The sequence below is a fragment of the Paenibacillus qinlingensis genome (genome assembly GCF_031455095.1).
Taxonomy (GTDB): domain Bacteria; phylum Bacillota; class Bacilli; order Paenibacillales; family NBRC-103111; genus Paenibacillus_E; species Paenibacillus_E qinlingensis_A.
This window is the reverse complement of record NZ_JAVDSB010000016.1, coordinates 91,306-110,606: the sequence shown is the minus strand read 5'-3', so window position 1 is coordinate 110,606 and position 19,301 is coordinate 91,306. Positions and strand designations below refer to the sequence as shown.

General features: G+C 47.7%; 19 protein-coding genes and 2 riboswitches. Of the genes, 10 read left to right on the top strand and 9 right to left on the bottom strand.

The features are described from left to right. The first annotated feature begins 94 nt into the window (after positions 1-94). Positions 95-2,197 (top strand): transglycosylase domain-containing protein, encoded by a 2,103-nt coding sequence (locus tag J2736_RS28060; protein WP_397341783.1) that lies wholly within the window; start codon positions 95-97, stop codon positions 2,195-2,197. Positions 2,198-2,370: 173 nt separating this feature from the next. Here J2736_RS28060 and J2736_RS28055 read toward each other — a convergent pair whose 3' ends face one another. Further along, a complete protein-coding gene (locus tag J2736_RS28055) occupies positions 2,371-2,862 on the bottom strand; it encodes a YwhD family protein (protein ID WP_310501886.1) in 492 nt (163 codons plus the stop codon). Positions 2,863-3,055: 193 nt separating this feature from the next. On the opposite strand from J2736_RS28055, the gene J2736_RS28050 reads away from it, so the two are divergent. The 5 genes from J2736_RS28050 to sugE all read left to right on the top strand — a co-directional run bounded on the left by J2736_RS28050 (position 3,056) and on the right by sugE (position 8,069). Further along, positions 3,056-5,050: a M1 family metallopeptidase gene (locus J2736_RS28050; protein ID WP_310501907.1), complete on the top strand. Its 1,995-nt coding sequence runs from the start codon at positions 3,056-3,058 to the stop codon at positions 5,048-5,050. Positions 5,051-5,134: 84 nt separating this feature from the next. After that, positions 5,135-5,953 (top strand): hypothetical protein, encoded by an 819-nt coding sequence (locus tag J2736_RS28045; RefSeq protein WP_310501885.1) that lies wholly within the window; start codon positions 5,135-5,137, stop codon positions 5,951-5,953. A gap of 169 nt (positions 5,954-6,122) precedes the next feature. Then, a riboswitch (cyclic di-AMP (ydaO/yuaA leader) is annotated at positions 6,123-6,261 on the top strand. Between the two features lie 3 nt (positions 6,262-6,264). After that, a complete protein-coding gene (locus tag J2736_RS28040) occupies positions 6,265-6,735 on the top strand; it encodes a C40 family peptidase (protein ID WP_310501884.1) in 471 nt (156 codons plus the stop codon). A 139-nt stretch (positions 6,736-6,874) separates the two neighbouring features. Next, complete coding sequence (locus J2736_RS28035; protein WP_310501883.1) at positions 6,875-7,486, top strand: MSMEG_1061 family FMN-dependent PPOX-type flavoprotein; 612 nt, start codon at positions 6,875-6,877, stop codon at positions 7,484-7,486. Between the two features lie 68 nt (positions 7,487-7,554). Then, positions 7,555-7,656: riboswitch (guanidine-I (ykkC/yxkD leader) on the top strand. Positions 7,657-7,748: 92 nt separating this feature from the next. Next, positions 7,749-8,069 (top strand): quaternary ammonium compound efflux SMR transporter SugE, encoded by a 321-nt coding sequence (sugE, locus tag J2736_RS28030; RefSeq protein WP_310501882.1) that lies wholly within the window; start codon positions 7,749-7,751, stop codon positions 8,067-8,069. Positions 8,070-8,074: 5 nt separating this feature from the next. Here the strand turns inward: sugE and J2736_RS28025 are convergent, their stop codons facing one another. The 4 genes from J2736_RS28025 to J2736_RS28010 all read right to left on the bottom strand — a co-directional run bounded on the left by J2736_RS28025 (position 8,075) and on the right by J2736_RS28010 (position 13,017). Continuing rightward, entirely contained in the window at positions 8,075-8,968 is an 894-nt protein-coding gene (locus J2736_RS28025) for a methyltransferase domain-containing protein (protein WP_310501881.1), read from the bottom strand. Between the two features lie 155 nt (positions 8,969-9,123). Next, the gene (locus J2736_RS28020; protein ID WP_310501880.1) at positions 9,124-10,080 is read right to left on the bottom strand and encodes an ABC transporter permease subunit; all 957 of its coding nucleotides are present in this window, start codon (positions 10,078-10,080) and stop codon (positions 9,124-9,126) included. Further along, positions 10,077-11,153: an ABC transporter permease subunit gene (locus J2736_RS28015; protein WP_310501879.1), complete on the bottom strand. Its 1,077-nt coding sequence runs from the start codon at positions 11,151-11,153 to the stop codon at positions 10,077-10,079. The genes J2736_RS28020 and J2736_RS28015 overlap by 4 nt, the downstream gene beginning before the upstream one ends. A gap of 148 nt (positions 11,154-11,301) precedes the next feature. After that, on the bottom strand, positions 11,302-13,017 hold the full coding sequence (locus J2736_RS28010) for an ABC transporter ATP-binding protein (RefSeq protein ID WP_310501878.1): 1,716 nt from the start codon (positions 13,015-13,017) through the stop codon (positions 11,302-11,304). A gap of 130 nt (positions 13,018-13,147) precedes the next feature. Between J2736_RS28010 and J2736_RS28005 the strand changes: the two genes are divergently transcribed. Continuing rightward, positions 13,148-13,930 carry a lipase family protein gene (locus J2736_RS28005; RefSeq protein WP_310501877.1) on the top strand — a complete coding sequence of 261 codons (783 nt, stop codon included), beginning with the start codon at positions 13,148-13,150 and terminating at the stop codon, positions 13,928-13,930. A 48-nt stretch (positions 13,931-13,978) separates the two neighbouring features. Here J2736_RS28005 and J2736_RS28000 read toward each other — a convergent pair whose 3' ends face one another. Both J2736_RS28000 and cysK read right to left on the bottom strand, forming a co-directional pair. Next, positions 13,979-14,269, bottom strand: coding sequence for a DinB family protein (locus J2736_RS28000; RefSeq protein ID WP_310501876.1), 291 nt, complete (start codon positions 14,267-14,269; stop codon positions 13,979-13,981). A 60-nt stretch (positions 14,270-14,329) separates the two neighbouring features. Then, entirely contained in the window at positions 14,330-15,268 is a 939-nt protein-coding gene (cysK, locus tag J2736_RS27995) for a cysteine synthase A (RefSeq protein ID WP_310501875.1), read from the bottom strand. Between the two features lie 243 nt (positions 15,269-15,511). Between cysK and J2736_RS27990 the strand changes: the two genes are divergently transcribed. The 3 genes from J2736_RS27990 (at position 15,512) to J2736_RS27980 (ending at position 17,584) form a co-directional block, all read left to right on the top strand. After that, complete coding sequence (locus J2736_RS27990) at positions 15,512-16,270, top strand: exodeoxyribonuclease III (RefSeq protein ID WP_310501874.1); 759 nt, start codon at positions 15,512-15,514, stop codon at positions 16,268-16,270. Between the two features lie 127 nt (positions 16,271-16,397). Beyond that, positions 16,398-17,063, top strand: coding sequence for a DUF2306 domain-containing protein (locus tag J2736_RS27985; protein ID WP_310501873.1), 666 nt, complete (start codon positions 16,398-16,400; stop codon positions 17,061-17,063). 8 nt (positions 17,064-17,071) lie between these two features. Continuing rightward, positions 17,072-17,584: a hypothetical protein gene (locus tag J2736_RS27980; RefSeq protein WP_310501872.1), complete on the top strand. Its 513-nt coding sequence runs from the start codon at positions 17,072-17,074 to the stop codon at positions 17,582-17,584. Here the strand turns inward: J2736_RS27980 and J2736_RS27975 are convergent. Both J2736_RS27975 and J2736_RS27970 read right to left on the bottom strand, forming a co-directional pair. Continuing rightward, positions 17,576-17,980, bottom strand: coding sequence for a VOC family protein (locus J2736_RS27975; RefSeq protein ID WP_310501871.1), 405 nt, complete (start codon positions 17,978-17,980; stop codon positions 17,576-17,578). The two genes, J2736_RS27980 and J2736_RS27975, sit on opposite strands and share 9 nt — an antisense overlap. 87 nt (positions 17,981-18,067) lie before the next feature. Further along, positions 18,068-19,294, bottom strand: coding sequence for a redoxin domain-containing protein (locus tag J2736_RS27970; RefSeq protein WP_310501870.1), 1,227 nt, complete (start codon positions 19,292-19,294; stop codon positions 18,068-18,070). Between the last annotated feature and the right edge of the window lie 7 nt (positions 19,295-19,301).

Below are 19,301 nucleotides of genomic sequence, written 5' to 3'. Positions count from 1 at the left end.
ACAAAAAATATTTACAATTCATTGAATACGGACTGCCATGCTTTTCCATACTGGATAGTAGCGCCTTTGGGCACAGAGAAAGGAGGCATAGCATATGTCCGAGAACGAGAAACCTCGCCAACAACCATCCGAAACACAACCCGCTAGACAAAAAGATGATATTCCTGCTTCTATGCGGTGGATGCGGCGAATCAAGAAGACATTCTCCTTCTTCTTCACCTGCAGCCTGCTGTTACTCATTGGGGCAGCCGTTTTCCTGGTCTATTTGCGGTCCCAAACACTGCCCGTCACCAAAACGATGCAAACCTCTCAAATGTATGATGTCCATGGCGAAGTAATTGACACCTTTTATTCTGGCCAAAATCGGCAGGTCGTTTCCTTAAATGACATCTCGCCTTACTTGATACATGCTACGCTCGCTGTGGAGGATCAACAATTTTATAAACATTTCGGTGTCGATGTCAAAGCGGTAGCACGCGCAGCCATTGTGAATGTCCAAGCCATGGCCAAGGTGCAAGGTGCTGGCACGATCACACAGCAGTTAGCCCGGAATTTATACTTAACGCACGATCGTACGTGGACGCGTAAAATCAAAGAAACCGTATATGCCGTTCAAATGGAAATGCAACTGAGCAAAGACGATATACTGGCTGACTATTTGAATCAAATCTATTATGGGCACTCCACTTATGGGATTGAGACCGCATCTGAGCTATTCTTCGGCAAGCATGCCAGTGAGCTAACTTTAGCTGAAAGCGCCATGATTGCCGGGGTTCCGAAAGGACCGCGTTACTATTCCCCTTATTATGATCTGCAAAATGCCATGGATCGGCAAAAGATCGTCCTTCAGACGATGGTAAACAGCGGCTTCATTACTCAAAGCGCCGCTGACGCCGCAGCCAAAGAGAAGCTGACGATTCAGCCTCTTACCAAAAAGAAGCCTTCTGCAGCGCCCTATTTTAGGGATTATGTACGCAACCTCGCGACGGAGAAGCTTGGCATTACGGAAGAACAATTCGATGAGGGCGGCATCCGTATCTATACCACACTGGATAAGAATGCCCAGCAAATTGCTGAGAATGTCATCACGAAGCAGCTCGATGGCAAGCCCGATCTTCAGGCAGCTCTAGTCGCGGTTGACCCACGGACAGGCGAGATCAAAGCTATGGTCGGCGGACGCGACTACACCGAGAATCAATTCAACCGTGCGTTATCGAACACGCGACAGCCGGGGTCATCTTTTAAACCTTTCGTCTATATGGTTGCCCTTATGAATGGCTTTACACCCGTCTCCATGGTCAAAAGTGAACCGACGGTGTTTACCTATGATGAAGGGCGGCAGCAATACACGCCACGAAACTTTAATGACCAGTATACCAATGGGAATATCGATATGCGTCAGGCGATTTCAAAATCGGACAACATCTATGCCGTGCACACGATTCTCCAGGTAGGGCCGCAGAAAGTTATCGACTTCGCCCGTAAGCTGGGCATTGCTTCGCCAATGAAGCCGCTGCCTTCCCTTGCTCTTGGTTCCTTCCCCGTGAGTCCATTGGAAATGGCGTCTGCCTTTTCTTCCATTGCAAATCAAGGGTTACACCATGAGCCTACAGCTATTCTACGTATTGAGGATGCGAACGGACGTATTTTGTATGAAGCGACACCTGCGGAGGAGCAAGTGATTCCCCCTGCGGTTGCGTATGTGATGACCAACTTAATGGAGAGTGTGTTCGAAGAGGGCGGTACGGGCAATCGTGTTGCAAGTACAATCAAGCGGCCGATTGCAGGCAAAACGGGCACGACCGATACGGATGCTTGGCTCGTCGGCTTCACGCCCGAGCTGTCTACTGCGGTATGGGTGGGCTATGATAAGAGCCGAGATATTTCAACGGTGGAATCACACCTCGCCTCGCCGATCTTTGCGGATTTCACCGAACAGACCTTGGATGCTATTCCGCCCAAGCTGTTCCCGATTCCTGAGGGTGTATCGACGGTTTACATTGATCCTGTGAGCGGCAAATTGTCCAATGAAGACTGCCCGAACGCCAAGGTGGAAGCTTTCCTCGCTGGTACGGAGCCTACGACTTATTGTACAGGCAAGCCTGCAAAGCCAGATGCGGCGGGTGGTCAAAAAGATGGTTCCAAAGGCGCTAACGGCTCTTGGTGGAACGATCTCAAACGTTGGTGGAATGACTAATTTACACCTCAATGAAAACACAAAAAGGCAGTACTAAGCGCGTCTTAGTCCTGCCTTTTTGCTGTCCTAGTATATGAGGGTAACATACACTAGGGTCTAGTATACCCGCTTCGACATTGTGTAACAATGGATGACACATAATGTTCATATTCTCCAGATTGGCTACAGAAAGCTTAGGAGAGCGCGTCCTTGAGGCTCTGATCTGAGCGATTCCACCAGTCTTCGTTATGCTCAATTAGTCTATTGCGAAGCGCTGCGCGCTCGTTGTCTGACAATCCTTCTAGGATAAATTTACGTTTCATAGCGCCATCCATTTTGTTCACGTGCTCCGCAAGAATCTTCCATCCGCGGCGAGCTTCCGTATCGATCAACATCTCGCAAGCAGACATTCCCGCGTAGTAGGCACCTTCTTCTGTGCGATCAACTGCTACCCACACGATCCACGCTTTACGGCCATTCGGAACATCCTCTTTGTTCGTGGAGAATTTAATCCCTTTCTCAATCTTACTCTTGGCATGCAGGGTTCCTTCATCCAGATAAGCCTCATCCCCATCAATAATGATACCGGAGACGTTGCTTAGATCAATGGCTCCTGCACCGAAGCCTTTGTGATTCACTTTTGAACTTACTATATTTAAGGCCAGCTTCTTCTTATCCGCTTCCATAAGGGCACCTTCCACTCTACATAAAGTTAAAATAACGACTTGCTTTCATTGTAGCGAAAGTCATCTCTTAGAACAAGGGGCGGAGTATGGCATGGCCCTTTCTAACATTTCTTTCACCTCGCAGAAATATTCCCTAGGTTGTCTACATATACATGCTGTAGATGCTTGTTTAGGCGGGGTGAATCTCATGGATATGAATGCTCTATTCAATAGTCGCAAGGTACAGTGGTTTGCTGTCATGCTCCTTGCTGCCGGCGCAGTGTTAATAACGAACACCTTGCTCCCCTCCACATCAAGAGGGACTGTTCCTGTCGTCTCTAAAGAGGTACCTATTGCGAAGACACCGGACATGCAGCCTGCAGATAATGGCAAACCGTTAGAAACCTCAACACCACTTAGTTATCGTATTGCTGAATATCACATGAACGTTGCGTACACACCAGAAACGAGGCAGCTCCAAGGACAACAAACGCTCACGTGGGAAAATCCAGGCAATGTGCCTGTACAAGAATTGTATTTCCACCTTTATCCGAATGCTTTCGCATCGAAGAAAACGACATTCATGCGCGAATCCGGCGGGAAGCTGCGGGACGATGAAGCGAAGGCAGATAGTGGCGGAAGTATGGAACTGCTATCCGTGAAATCGGATACGGGTGATGATCTTACTAAGCGGATGGCTTTTGTACAGCCGGATGACGGCAATAAGGACGACCATACGCTGCTCAAAATCCCATTATCTAAACCAGTGGGACCTGGCGAAACAGTCACCGTGAAAACCGAATTCCTCGTTAAGTTACCTGCAGCCTTTGCCAGAATGGGCTACGTTGATGACTTTGTTATGGCTGGTCAATGGTTTCCGAAGGTTGCCGCCTATGAACGCAAGGGTACCAGAGGCCGTACTGAGGCTGGCTGGAATCTCCATCAATATCATGGCAACTCTGAGTTCTATGCGGATTTTGGTATGTATGATGTGAAAATTCAAGTACCCGCCAATTATATTGTGGCTGCTACTGGGCATCCTGTGAAGCCCGCTGTGACGGAAAAAGGAACGAAAACCTATCAATTCTACGCCGAGGATGTCCATGACTTCGCTTGGTCGGCTTCGCCTCATTTCGTCTATGCCGAACAATCATTCTCTGCTCCACAAGTTCCTGGTGTCAAAATTAAACTGTATCTCGATCCCAATCATCAAGATTTAAAGGACCGTTATATGTATGCGGCCAAAAAAGCACTCTCCCGTTATAGTCAGTGGTACGGAACGTACCCTTACTCTACCCTTTCTATTGTGGTACCGCCTCCAGGTGGAAATGGCGCGGGCGGCATGGAATACCCGACTTTAGTTACGGCTTGGGGGGCTAGTGACAAGGATCCCGACTTAGAACTAGAACGTGTCGTCGTGCATGAAATCGGCCACCAATTTTTCTACGGGCTCGTCGCCAGCAACGAATTCGAAGAAGCCTGGCTGGATGAAGGCTTTACCTCTTACGCAGAGGATAAGGTCATGGAAGCCGAATATGGCGAGGTGCCTAATTTACCTGTCGAATCCAGCTATATAACCTCTCCTAATGGGTTGCAGAAGGAAGCATGGGCTTACAAAGGCCATGACCAGTATGCTGAAAATGTGTACACGCGTGGCAAGCTAGTACTGAAAGCGATTGAGCAACAGGTCGGCACCAAAATGATGGACCGTATCATGCAAACCTATTTCGCGCGGTGGCAGTTTAAGCACCCTTCTACGAAGGACTTCCAGCAAGTGGTAGAGGATGTCAGCAAAACAAAGTGGGACGATTTCTTCAATCAGTATGTCTATGGTGAGATGATGATGGACTATTCTGTCGAGAGTGTTCACGTCCAGCCTCAGGGCGTTAAAGGTGCCGAGACTTACGAAAGCACAGTCCGCATCGTTAAACTTGGTGGCAATTCACCGGAAGTACCCATCCAGTTCCACTTCGCAGATGGGACAACATTAGATAAAACATGGGATGGCAAAGAAGGCAGTATTGAGTTCAAATTAACACATGCCTCTCCTGTCGACTGGGTGCGTATTGATCCGAAATACACACTTATTCTTGAGAATAAGCATATCAATAACTTTTACCAAACCCAATTAGATACAAAGTGGCAAATTCGATGGAATCTCGGCATTATTCAGTTCCTTCAAGCCGTCTTCGGCTCGGTCGCCTGGTAAGGACTTGGCTTACGTCTCATGACAAACGCTGAGGGTATGCTTATGATGCTAGTTTTCTAAAGAAAACGTTAAGGAGGGACCTCGTTGGCCACCTATATCAAATCAGGTTTCAGGGCAACTATGGCACAGCCATTTGCCACAATCATTTTGTTCCTATATCAGATGGGCTGGGGTATTCTCCTGTATAAACTCGTTCAGGGCATACTTGTCCCCCTCATGCATCGTTTCCCTGGCGCCGAGCAGCCTAAACAGGCATTGCAAATCTTCCTAGCTGAAGGCCAGTTTCAGTTAATAAAAACCGATCTTAGCTATTCCTATTTATGGTGGCTAGCTGTTCTCTTGTGTGCTCGCATGCTGATGACGCCACTCCTAAATGGCGGTGTATACTACTCACTTACGCACCCTCATCAGAATGCAGGCTATCGGTTCTTTCGCGGGATGAAAAAACTTATGTTACCGTTTCTGCTCGTGTATCTCGTCCGGATTGCACTTACCCTGTTTCCGCTCATCTGGCTGCTACCGAAAGCCTCATATATTCTCGCGCATAGCGGATCCTATGAGCAAGTAATTATCAAACTTCTGCCTTGGATACTTAGTCTCTTGGTCTACGGATTTGTCTTACAGCTTCTCTTTATGTATGTACAATTCGCCATCGCGGCGAATCTAGGCATCCTATCTACGGTTATCTCCTTTTTTCGACATTCACTGTCGATTGTCGGACTGGCCATTATTCTGTTAGTAATAACAGGACTTTTAGCAGGGGTAACTGTCACAGCTACCTACATATGGGCTGGACTGCTAGCACTAGTCATTTATCAGCTATATCCCCTATTCCACATTTTCATCCAGATTTGGGGGATTTCTTCTCAATATCAACTGCTTTCTGCCAAAATATCCAATTAATATTCAAAGAAACAGCCAATAGGCAAATATTCCCCCCCTCTCTTTGAGAAGGGGGCCTTTTTTTTGTCTATTCCTCGAACAATTCCGCTTATTTTTTTGCCTATTATGTAACCATAAAAGAGGAATTTCAAACTTTATGACGAATAAAAAGGACTAGCATCAAAAAACCAAATATTTCATGCCGAATTCCTCAGTTTATGGGGAAACGGGGGAACCACTCCGGGTGAATTGATCTTGCAAGACAGGGATCATAGGGAACCTTCAACCGAACCCTCCAGCTAACCTCGTAGGCACCGGAAGGAGACAAGCAGTTGAAGAAAGTTGTTGGTCTTGTTTTTAGCCTTGTTTTGTTTTTGAGCGTAAGCGTAGGAAGCGTTTTCGCGTCATCCTCTATGGACAACGCAGTCGAAGATCTCGTAGGAACTCCCTACAAATGGGCAGGAACGACAACCAAAGGGTTTGATTGCTCTGGTTTCACATCCTACTTGTTCAATGGTTTCGGCATCGACCTTCCACACAGCTCCAAATCACAAAACAGCGAAGGCTACTGGGTTGACAAAAAGGATCTTCGTAAGGGCGATCTTGTATTTTTCAACACGGATGGCAGCGGCATATCTCATGTAGGCATGTACCTTGGAGATGGTGAATTCGTTCACTCCGCTACAAATCAAGGTGTTGTGAAGAATAAGTTGAGCGAATCCTATTATGCGAAGCGGTATGTATCAGCCAGACGAGTTCTATGGGATGATATCTACAATCAACTAACTGCTGAATCCAAGTAATATTCTCGGCACAGAATGAAGCCCTGCAAGCTTTGCTCGTAAGAGCAGTTTGTAGGGCTTCATTCATTTGAGCGAGAAGATCTGCGTATACTACAATGAATACATAATGGCCTTCGGCCTCCAGGAAGGATAAGAATACATGGACAGCATACAAGATCTTACACCCCCACCGTTCCCCGGCATCATTCAATCCATTGATGAGATTCGCGCAGATATCGGAGAGGCGCATCCAGCAGTCCAAAAGAAAGTGATCAACCAAGTCGACGCACATGCTAGAGCGTTCATCGCCAAGTCACCCTTATTCTACTTATCTACTTCACATGCGAATGGACTATGCGATGTTTCACCTCGCGGTGATAGCGCAGGCTTTGTACGCGTTCTAGATGAACATCGCCTTATCTATCCAGAAAGACTGGGAAACCGTCGACTGGACTCGATGCAAAATATGTTAACCAACCCGCAAGTGGGTCTCTTATTCATCATTCCTGGCGTGGACGTGGTGCTTCGCGTCAATGGCCGCGCTTGGCTGACGAAAGATGAGGAGCTATTGTCAACGATGCAGTTAAACGGGAAGTCCCCCATCGCCGCTGTCGGCGTTGAAGTGCAAGAATGCTTCATTCATTGCAGCCGTGCCCTCAAGCTGTCAAAGATTTGGGATTCCACGACGTGGGTGCCTGAGAAAGAGCATCCAGACAGCATGGAAATGTTCCGCGCCCATCTAGCATTAAACGGCGTTCCGCTAGAAGAGTAGGAACAAAACACCCAACTAGCCATAATGTGTAACTTGACATCACATGTTACCCCATCCTATAATTACGGCATGTCGTTTTCTAGGGTTCCGCGGTGTACGTCGCCGGCTGGTCCGAGAGAAAACACACAGCGGATACGCTGTGGTCACGGAGGGAGAAAAGCCCGGGAGTCTTATCGCGCAAGCGATATTACTTCCGGGCTTTTCTCTGTTTTTTGGTCACACTAAACAACGTGTATCCCCACTTTGAAAGGAGTGTATGTACATGGCCTGGTTATACTTAGTCATTGCTGGTGTTTTTGAGGTGGTGTGGGCGATTTCATTGAAATTTTCCAATGGATTCACACGACTCGTCCCCTCCATTGTTACGATCCTTGGCATGATAGTTAGCTTCTATTTCTTAGCCGTAGCGACCAAAACGCTTCCGATCGGAACAGCCTATGCCGCTTGGACCGGAATCGGCGCGGTTGGTGCTATTATCATTGGCACGATGTTTCTCGATGAACCCATCAGTTTGCTTCGTATCTTGTTCATGGTTCTGATCCTAGTCGGTGTGCTTGGGTTGAAATTCACGTCAGGGCACTAAAATGTCTATTTGATCGTATAACTTACGTACCACAAGCTGCCACCTACGAAGATGCGCAAATGTTGGGACAATGGACGAAAAATATCATTCAACTCTTCGTAGCTCCAATAATTTTTGAGAATGTCATGCTTGGAACCGTCGGCGAGCTCACGCCTTTTGTAAGTATCCTCACTATCCGCATGGGTGATGAGCTCGCCGCCTCTTCCAGGTACATACACATTATCCGCGATAAACACCTGTGCCCCGCTGCCCAACCGTTCATGTAATCCCTGCAAAAAGCTATCGATGCGATTGCGCGGAATATGCGAGAACCAGAAGTTGGCCAGCCCGTAATCAAATTCGCCTCGCACCTCAGAGAGCTTATAAGCATCTCCTTCTACAAAAGTGGCATTCCCCTTGGGCCATGTCTTCGACTCCGCGATGCGCAGCACTTCAGGACGTATGTCCACGCCAACAAGCTGTGCAGCAGTTTCAGAAGCTATGTGTGTCCAATACCCCGTGCCGCAGGCGATTTCCAGCACACGGCGTCCAACTACCTGTTTCCTAATCATATCGGACAGAACGCTCAGTTCTTCTTGGTACCCCGCATCTTCGCGGTGATAAATCCGTTCATACTCCTCTGCTCGTGCACCATAATAGGCTTGCATGCTTAGTTTTTCTTGGTCCAAAAGCGTCTGCTTCTCCCTCACCTCATGAAGGATACGATGTCTCGCCGAAAGCAAATCCGCAAAAATCGCGCCGCCTTGCACCGCGTAATTTGCCAGCAGCCCCTGCGTCGCCATAACGATCAACTGTGTCATCGATAGGCCCGTGTCTTCGGCCATCCGCTCCAGGTCGGATTTTACTTTCTCAGGCAAATAAACAGAGAGTCGCTTCGTCTTGTCTTGTTTGTCTTCCATGGTTATCCGCCTCCTTTTTTTATTATTATAACATATAATATATACCATAGTAACACTTATTTTATATCAATAAACTTTTCCGTTCTCTTTATGCTAATCCCCCCACAAGCAACAAAAAAGCCGAGCCCCATCCATAAGATGAAAGCTCGACTCTATTACATCAACTGGCGCTCCTCGCCGTAGCGGCGCTTAAGCTGGTTCAAGAAAAATTGCAGAGAAAGGAATAACAACGCAAAGCTTGTCCCCGCACTGAGAATAATCCACGGGTGCAATCGAATATAGCGTGCGCCGTAAGCGATCAGCGACAGCCATTCACCGGAGGTACTGATCGTAATCTGGAAGCCAGCTTCCTCATCCCCGATCGTTTCGGTACCACCGAGTACGATATTAAATACAGCCAGCTGCCCCAGCAGGAACAACACTTGCATGAACTCGCTTAAGAAGATGAACATCATTTCATTCCGCATCGAGGGGAAAATATGCCGAAGCGTCCGATGCCAGAACGAACCGCCCATGAGTCGGGATGCTTCGATAAACATTTTGCCACTATAATACCGTGTCCGATCTGCGATCTGATGAGCCAACGGGAATATACCGATCAGTGTAATTAAGGTAATAAAGGTGATGCTGAACAATAGCTTATTGTGAGGATCCGCCTTGGCCCCGAGATCGAGCCTTAACCCATAATACATCCCCGCTAGCGGCGGGTAGAGAAAAATGAAGGCCGGCACCGCCGCAACTGCCCACTGCAAGGACCGGAGAAGGCCGCGCCCTCGGCCCGTCATTCCGCTCGACAATCCCCATGGCAGCGCAACTGCAAGACGAAGCAAGGTTAACCCAAGAGCCGTACCTAGTGTGTATTTTAACCCATTTAATAACAAGCTGAGCATATCGTAGCCACGATGATCTGTACCGAGCACGAAGTTGCTATTCGGCGCATACGGTGGGATGGCGTATCTGGTTTTACCATCTTCTTGATATTGAATCATGTTGATCTTGTCCTCTGGCGATATCCCATGCGGCTTCAACCAAGACCCGAACACCATCACAATCAGGAAAAGCGCCAAGAAAGCGATGGAGATATAAAAAGCAGTAGAAGGACGCTTTCTCATGGTCTAGCCACCTCCTCAGCATGTACCACGAAACGTTTTCGCAGCAGCGCATACAGAACATGGAAAGCCATCGCAACAATACCAAGCACGACACAGATTGCAGACATAGACGTGATTCCCTGATAAATCGGCAAGATGATGAAGCCCCCCAAGCCCCCAATGCCACAAATAGCTTCGGCGACAGCCATACTGGCTAGGGCCAATGTCGTTGCTCTAGGCAAGATAGCCAACACATCCTCCATCACATTTCGAAGCACATGGGAGAAGAGTACCTCGCGGCGCGTCAATCCTTTGGCCAAGGCGGTAACGACGTAATCCTGCCCCAGCTCCCGCGCAATGGCAACACGAAGTGTCCCATAAATCGTCACGGACGGAATCAATGCAATTGTCAAAAATGGAATGAGGAAAGGAGTTCTATCTCCCACCTGAACAATCAGCAGCACATAGTGACCGAGAAGCTTCGTTGCGTAAATAGCCCCTAATTGAATAAGCACAATCAAGAAAAAGTCCGGCAAACCCACTAGCAGTGCATGCAGGCCATCTAGCAGAACGCCAATACGTCTTGAGATCGAAGCCCACAGCGCAAATAGCATACTAAGTAGAATCGCGAGCAATAAGCCTGGTATGAAATAGGTGCAGGTTTTCAGAAGCATTTTCGGGATGGCTTGTGTGACAGCAACCTCTTTGCGTGTATAGGGATCTCGATATTTACCAAAATCACCATGCAGGAATCCCTTAAGCTGGTCTTTGACGGTATAGCCATAATAGCGCCACGATATGATTGGCTTCTCCAGCGGAACGACTGAAGATCGTAAAACACCTTTGATCGTCATAGCCGTTCCCTGATACTCCCAGAACTTCCCGTAGGGAACCTCGATTAACCCCGTTTTCTCATTCAAAACCTTACTGCCTGGCAGCATCTCACTGACCTTTTGCATGTTTATGCTGGAATTGACTGCCACCTTGATCTGATCAGGTTGAACGGACAGAAACATCTGCCGAATGTTACTCAGCAAAAAAATTCCGATTAGCGTAATCACACCCAGCAACAGCCATCGTCCTATTACCTTCAATCCGTGCCACCTCATTTATTATTTACCTTAGGTAAAATAGTCATCGTATTGTCATAGTTTATCACGAAGGTTTTGGACAGGACTAGTCTATTCTGTTGAAAAATAAAAAAGCCTCCGCCTCCCTAACAATCAGGGAGGCGAAAGCTTCCTAAGAGCTGAACTGCGCCTGATGCAGGCGGCTGTACACACCGCCTACGGCGATAAGCTCCTCATGCGCGCCTTGCTCGGTGATGCCCTCTTCGGTTACGACGACAATCCGATCCGCGTTCTTGATCGTCGCGAGTCGATGCGCAATGACAAGCGTCGTGCGGCCCTTCGACAGCTCCGCCAAGGACTGCTGGATCGCCGCTTCGGTCTCGGTATCCAGCGCCGATGTCGCCTCATCTAAGATGAGAATCGGCGGATTCTTCAAGAACATGCGCGCGATCGCGAGGCGCTGCTTCTGCCCCCCGGAGAGCTTGACGCCGCGCTCTCCGATCACGGTATCCAGTCCCATCGGCTGGGACTGAATGTAGTTCTGCAGCTGCGCGCGACGCGCAGCATTCCAGATCTCCTCATCCGTCGCGCCCAGCTTGCCGTACGCAATGTTCTCCCGCATCGTGCCGGAGAACAGGAACACATCCTGCTGCACGATGCCAATTTGGCGGCGCAGCGATTCCAGCTCGATACTCCGAATATCGAGGCCGTCAATGGCGATGCTGCCCTCGCTGACATCGTAAAAGCGCGGCAGCAGGGAGCAGATCGTGGTTTTGCCTGCGCCGGATGGACCGACGAAGGCGACCGTTTCACCTGCTTTGATCGACAGGTTGATGTTGTTCAGCACACGATCTTCATCCCCGTACCCGAAAGAAACGCTATCGAACTTGATCTGACCTGCAAGGTGATCCACCTTACGAGCATTCGGATGATTCGCCACTTCTGGCTCGGTGTCAATCACCTCTACATAGCGTTTGAAGCCGGCAATTCCCTTCGGATAGCTTTCAATAACGTTATTGATTTTTTGAATGGGGCCTAAGAATACGTTCGTTAACAGAACAAAAGCAATGAACTCCCCATAGGTAATCTGCTTGTCGATAACGAACCACGTTCCACAGATAAGCACGAATACCGTCACGGAACGCATTAAGATGTAGCTTAATGAAATGTTCCACGCCATGATTTTATAAGAAGCCAGCTTCGTCAGTCGGAATCGGCCATTGTTCACTTCGAACAATTTCTTCTCATGCGCTTCATTGGCGAAAGCCTGTACCACACGAATACCACCGATATTGTCTTCCACTCTTGCATTAATATCAGCCAGATCGCCCATCATGCGACGGAACGTTTTTGTCATTTTCTGATTAAAATACACCGCAATCCACAGAAGGAACGGCACAATGACGAATGTTAACAGCGCAAGCTTCACATTAATTTGCAGCATCAGCACCAGCGCCCCAATGAGTGTCATCACGGCAATGAACAGATCCTCCGGGCCATGATGCGCAACTTCGCCGATCTCTAGCAAATCATTCGACATCCGCGACATAAGCTGCCCCGTTTTGTTATTGTCATAGAATCGGAAGCTTAGTTTCTGCAGATGGGTGAACAGCTTTTTCCGCATATCCGTTTCAATGTTAATCCCCAGCATATGTCCCCAATAGGTAACGACAAAGTTCAGCAGTGTATTCAGCGCATAGACGGCCAACAATCCGATACACGCCCAAATAATCCATGTCCAATTTCCTGCTGGAAGCAATTTATCAATTACCTGGTTGACGGCCAGAGGGAAGCCTAGCTCCAACAACCCAGCCACCACTGCACAAGTAAAATCCAAGATAAATAAGTGCTTATAGGGCCGATAGTACGAAAAAAACCTTTTCAACATGTGTCTACTCCACCTTTCCTTTACATATTATACCTGAAATCCTCCACAAATAGGCAATTGCCAGAGGACATGTATCCACTATTTTCATATGAATAGGTATATCTTATTCTGGCTGTGGAGGCATGGAATCATGTTCAGCAACACGATGGATACGCGAACTGCCATTCGCCTTTCAGCGATGTGCGGTCAAAGCTATACCCAACTGGAACAAGGAACTGAAGCTATCATTTTACCTGCTGCCTATCGCATCGTTTCTCCGATCACAGCAAATGCCGCTTTTGGCGGGCGTGAGCTATTTGGTTTTATTGCAGAATCCGACAGTCAAATTGTGATTGTATTTCGAGGAACCTCCACCACATCAGACTGGATCTCGGATGCTATTGCTAGACAGACCGATTTCCCCTATGCCAAAAATGGTGGTCTTGTACACCAAGGATTTCTAGATATTTACGAATCTGCACGGAAACCTATTCTAGCATCAATGAGCAAACTATCCCCACACAAACAAGTTTACCTGACAGGGCATAGTCTCGGTGGCTCGCTCTCTACGCTATGTGCTGCTGATTTGGCAACAAACACGAAGTTCAAGAATCCTGCTGTGTACACCTTCGGTTCACCAAGAGTCGGCAATACAACATTCGCCAAGCAATTTAATCTCAAAACAGGGCCACATTATCGCGTCTACAATCGCAATGATATGGTACCATTCCTGCCGCCTCTCGTGTATAAATCGCCTCGTACCGGTGATCTCTATCACTATATCCATGTAAAAAGAGGCGTTGAGCTCGCCTTTCCAACGGGGTCGTTCGCGGGAAATCATGCGGTTAGCAGCTATTATACGGAACTCGCTAAGCTTGATCCCAAATATGTGAAGCTGATCTGCGCCAAAACACCGGGCTTCTGCCCGAACTGAAAGAGACTATGGGAACTGGCCCATAGTCTCTTTTTTAATGGAACAAGCTTATACGACATCCTCTTTCACAGCGAAATGCTTCTGTATCAAAGAAATTTGACCTGCATGAATCCCTGTGTGGTACATCAATCTTCCCACTGCTTCTAGCGGTGTCGAAGGCCCCATCGGCGAATCTACGGGCACGGTCCAAGCCTCTTCAGGCAAAGCACGCATCGCTTCAATGAGATGGTTGTTCGAAACCGTTAGATCATCAACTAATTCCTGCAGGTTCGTATAGGAAGCCTTTGCCTTCGCGCCGCCAGGGCCGCCACTAGTAGATAATTGGATGCCTGCTGGCATTTTCACCGCGAAGGTGCGATTTCGCTACCCTTAACGGTCTATTGGGGATTCCTATTCTCCTTATTCAAGCTCTGTAAAAAGGGCCGACGACAAATATCGCTCACCTGTATCAGGGAGGATAACGACGATCGTCTTCCCTTTATTCTCAGGTCGTTTCGCCAGTTGAACGGCGGCATAAGCCGCAGCACCTGACGAAATTCCGACGAGCAGCCCCTCGCTTTTGGCTAACTGACGAGCTGTCTCCATCGCTGCCTCATTGCTGACAGAGAGGATTTCATCGACAATGTCTCGGTTAAAATTATCCGGCACAAAACCAGCACCGATCCCTTGGATCTGGTGCACACCTCGCTTGCCGCCGGACAGCACAGGGGAGCCCGCAGGCTCCACGGCTACAATTTGAACATCAGAGTGGCGCTGCTTCAGAATCTCTCCTACCCCAGTAATCGTGCCTCCTGAACCGACGCCTGCCACAAATATATCAACCTGCCCGCCCGTATCTCGCCAAATTTCTTCTGCCGTTGTCGCACGATGGATTTCAGGGTTAGCTGGATTACTGAACTGCTGAGGGATGTAGGCACTTGGCAGCTGAGCAGCTAGTTCCTTGGCTTTACGAATAGCACCTTGCATACCTTCAGCAGCTGGCGTGAGCACAAGTTCTGCGCCTAGGGCTCTTATGATTTTGCGGCGTTCCTCGCTGAACGAATCCGGTAATACAATAATCAAGCGGTAGCCTAGTGCAGCCGCTGCAAAAGCGAGACCAATGCCCGTATTCCCACTCGTCGGCTCGATAATCACCGTGTCTTGCTTGATCTTCCCTCTGCGTTCTGCATCCTTCAGCATGCCATAACCGATACGATCCTTCACGCTTCCCGCAGGGTTGAAATACTCCAGCTTCGCGATAATTCGCGCTTCAAGTCCTTGTTGTTTATTGAAATTCCAGAGCTCAAGCAGCGGCGTATTCCCGATGAGTTCTGTTAAATTATTATATATGTTAGGCATGTGAGACCTCGCTTTCACGGATTTGTAATTAAACCTATACGTTTAGTTGGATAAGTAAAGTATAACACCTGCTGAAAGGGATATTAAATCAATAATCCTGATGAATGAGTGTGGCATTCTCTTATATTGAGCGATAGGCGACGAGCGTTAGAAGCTTAATTAGAAGAGAACTATGACGCGAACATATGATACACTGGTTGCTAGATGATAATTATCATACATGGAGAGTAAGGAGTACCGATTATGAAACTAGTATCTTGGAATGTTAACGGCTTGAGAGCCTGTGTGAATAAAGGATTTTTGGAGTACTTTAAAGAGGTTGATGCGGATCTCTTCTGCTTACAGGAAACAAAGCTGCAAGAGGGGCAGATCGACCTCGAACTAGGAGAGGGCTATAAGCAATATTGGAACTATGCAGAGAAAAAGGGGTATTCCGGCACGGCTGTTTTCTCCAAAGTGGAGCCTCTTTCTGTCCGTTACGGTATTGAAGAAGATTCTGAGCCGGAAGGTCGTATCCTGACCCTAGAATTCGAGAACTTCTATCTCGTAACAGTGTATACCCCGAATGCGAAGCGCGATTTATCAAGGCTGCCTTACCGGCTAGAATGGGAAGATCGCTTTCGCGACTATTTAGTCGGACTAGATGCAGCGAAGCCTGTCTTGGTGTGCGGTGATTTGAATGTGGCCCATCATGAAATCGATTTAAAAAATGCCAAGGGCAACCACAACAATTCCGGCTTCACCCTCGAAGAGCGTGGCAAAATGACGGATTTGCTGGCGGCAGGCTTCCTTGATACGTTCCGACACTTGTATCCAGAGCGAACAGATGTATACTCATGGTGGTCCAATATGCCAGGCGTTCGTGCACGGAATGTGGGCTGGCGTATTGACTATTTCCTCGCATCTGCTCGATTAGCACCTATGATTACGGAGGCATCAATTGCCTGTGATATTCTAGGGAGCGATCATTGTCCGGTGGTTTTGGAGTTGGATTTAGCCTAGAGAGTTGGCTAATCCAATCCCCGACTTCAGGAGGAGCACACGTTCCGACCTTGGTCTCTTCTGGAAATAACTTCCTAAGTGGTAAGATCGAATTAACAAGAATTCGATGAGCTGCGAGGGATGCAAAGTGAAAAGAAACCGAAGAAGAAGACGGAATTGGGTGTTTGGCATTCTCGCTTTTCTAGCCGTTGGGATCGCGGCTTATGCTTTGTTACTCTATGGCAACCCAGACGATATCAAAGATCAAGGTTTCGTTACGGAAAAAGGTACCATGCCTGATCTCTGGTATACCGTGCTTTGGGTCCATGCGGTTTCTGGTGGTGTAGCGCTCGGCATTGGTTGGCTGCAATTCATAAAGAGGATTCGCCTCCGAACCCCGAATATTCATCGCGCGATTGGCTATGTCTATGCAACGATGATTACAGCAGCAGGTTCGACAGGTCTCTACATGGCTTATTACACTAGCGGTGGCTTGAGTGCTCAGCTTGGTTTTGCAGCCCTATCTCTCATGTGGTTGTACACACTTTACCAAAGCCTTAGGAGCATCATTGCTGATCGCAACCCACGCGTACACGGTCAATGGATGTTACGAAATTACGCGTTGTCCTGCGCAGCGATCTCGCTTCGTATCCTGACACCGTTAGCCGCTGTATTCTGGGGCCTTACGGATACGAATGACACATTCGGCGTCATTGCTTGGATCTGTTGGCTGCCGAATTTACTCATCGCGGAAATGTTCATTCGCGTTGGGATTCGCAAGTATAATAGGAGTAAAGGAGTGATGTTGTTATAAAAGTAAAAATGAGCCACGATACGCTTCCGCTTATAGAAGACAAGGCACTTATAATGGCCTGTTTTCAACCACTCATCCTCGCCTATAAAGAAATTCAATCCCGAGGCGAAGATTTCACCTCGGGACTATATCAAGAGCTTACGCCAGACCAACAAGCCCTGTTTGCTTTCTGGACCTATTATACCCATGCCATCAAATCACAGGCTGATTTCTATTGGTGGAGTGCCTATTTCCTAGCTCAGCCGGCAAAATGGGCTGGAATTCAAAGCGCGCTGCGCTTTTTCGAAGACAGCTGCACGTTGCCTCTTGTCGAGCGCATGGAGTCGCTTCTGAAGCAAAGAAATCACCCGAGGAATATGGCTACCTTCGATATATCTACAACGGATCTTGAACAAGATGCCGATCTGTTGTCTGAGGTCAGACCGCTCTATGCAGCTTTATTAGAAGCTAGGGAGACCACTCAACATGGCATTGCTGCTTACATTAGGAACCATCCTGATGCGTTCTTTGTCTTACACTGATTCAGGATTAACCGCAAAAAGCGAATGAATATTCCCATCCGGATCAGCAAAAAAGGCTGTTACGTGTCCCCATGACTTTGCTTTTGGCTCCATAATCGCAGTAGCCCCTTTCGAAACATACTCCCGATATAGTGCTCCCACTTCTTCTGGTGAGTCACATTGAAAATTGAACTCGTAGGCTTGCCCTCTGCGCTCTTCCAGAAATGAAGGATGATCATTCGTATTATCCGCCATAAGCGGAGTCGAGCAGATCGCTAAACGGACGCCGTTATTTTCAAATTCAACATACGCCGCTTCTTCCACCACAATTCGAAAGCCAAGCACATCATGATAAAAACGAGCTAGTCGTGCAACATCTGTCGATAACATGGTGATACCTTCTAATTGAATTTTCATATTGCGTGCCCACCGTCCCTCATCTATTTCCTAAAATTGTATCACGCACATATAGATGGGATCAAGTGTTCCTATTCAATGAAAATCCTACTCAGCCAGCAATCCCTTAATAACTGTCCGCATCTGATCTTCCGTTAATGTGCCTACTCGGTTGTAGGCAACTCGTCCCTGCTTATCTACAAAAATAGAAACCGGAATGGATCGAAGTTTGTACGCTTGGGTAACCTTTTTATCCGGATCGAGCAGCACACGGAAGGAATAAGGATGTTCTTTCAGATAATCGCTTACCTTTTCATGACTTTCTCCGACATCAATAGCCAGCATGACGATATTGTCATCTTTGTAATCGTGATAGACCTTCTCCATGTCCGGCATTTCTTTGATACACCATTTGCACCAAGTCGCCCAGAAGTTGATATACACGTTCTTGCCTTTCAGATCGCTTAAGGTGACCCGCTGCCCATGTAAATCTGTTACGGTGAAATCAATCGCATTCTCCCGCTCCTGAGCATCGAGTAATAGCGTATTGGGCGCTGTCGCCCCCTCTGCGCTCTCCGTATTCGCATCCACCGTCTGCAAGTTGGAAGTTTGCACCACCGCCTCTTCACTAATGCTATAGGAGCTGGTTAAAAAGGAAAGGGATTGATTAATCGTCTCCATCCGATTCGTGAAAACAAGAACGCCCATAAAGATCATAATGATGCCGCTGATAACGGAGAAAATGGGCAAGTATTTGAACACCTTTTTCAACAATCGGGATAAATGTTCAACTAAAAAAGCCGAAAGCACAAAAGGCATCGCCATACCTAGTGAATAGGCCGTGAGCAGCAGGACTCCCTTTTGGATGGTTTCCATGCTGCCTGCATAGATGAGAATCGTAGAGAGCATCGGTCCAATACACGGTGTCCATCCGACTGCGAAGGCCATTCCTACCAGGAACGGACCTGTTCTTTTCACAGATGGGCCGCTGGTTAAGAACCTTTTTTCGGAATACAACCATTTAATCTTAAATATCCCTGTCATATGAAGTCCGAATAGGATGATAACCACGCCGCCAATCTGCCTGAAAATCGATAAATTGGACGTAAATAATTTGCTGATCGAGCTTACGGAAATACCTAAACCTATAAACTCGAGGGAGAATCCCAATATAAAGAATAAGGATTTATAGACAACATGACTCTTCCCTTTATTTGTAACCATATCAGGTATAGAGGAGCCTACAATATAGCTGAAATACACAGGAATGAGCGGAAGAACACATGGGGATATGAATGAAAGCAGCCCCGCTGAAAATGCCAAGATGAAATCCAAATCGCCT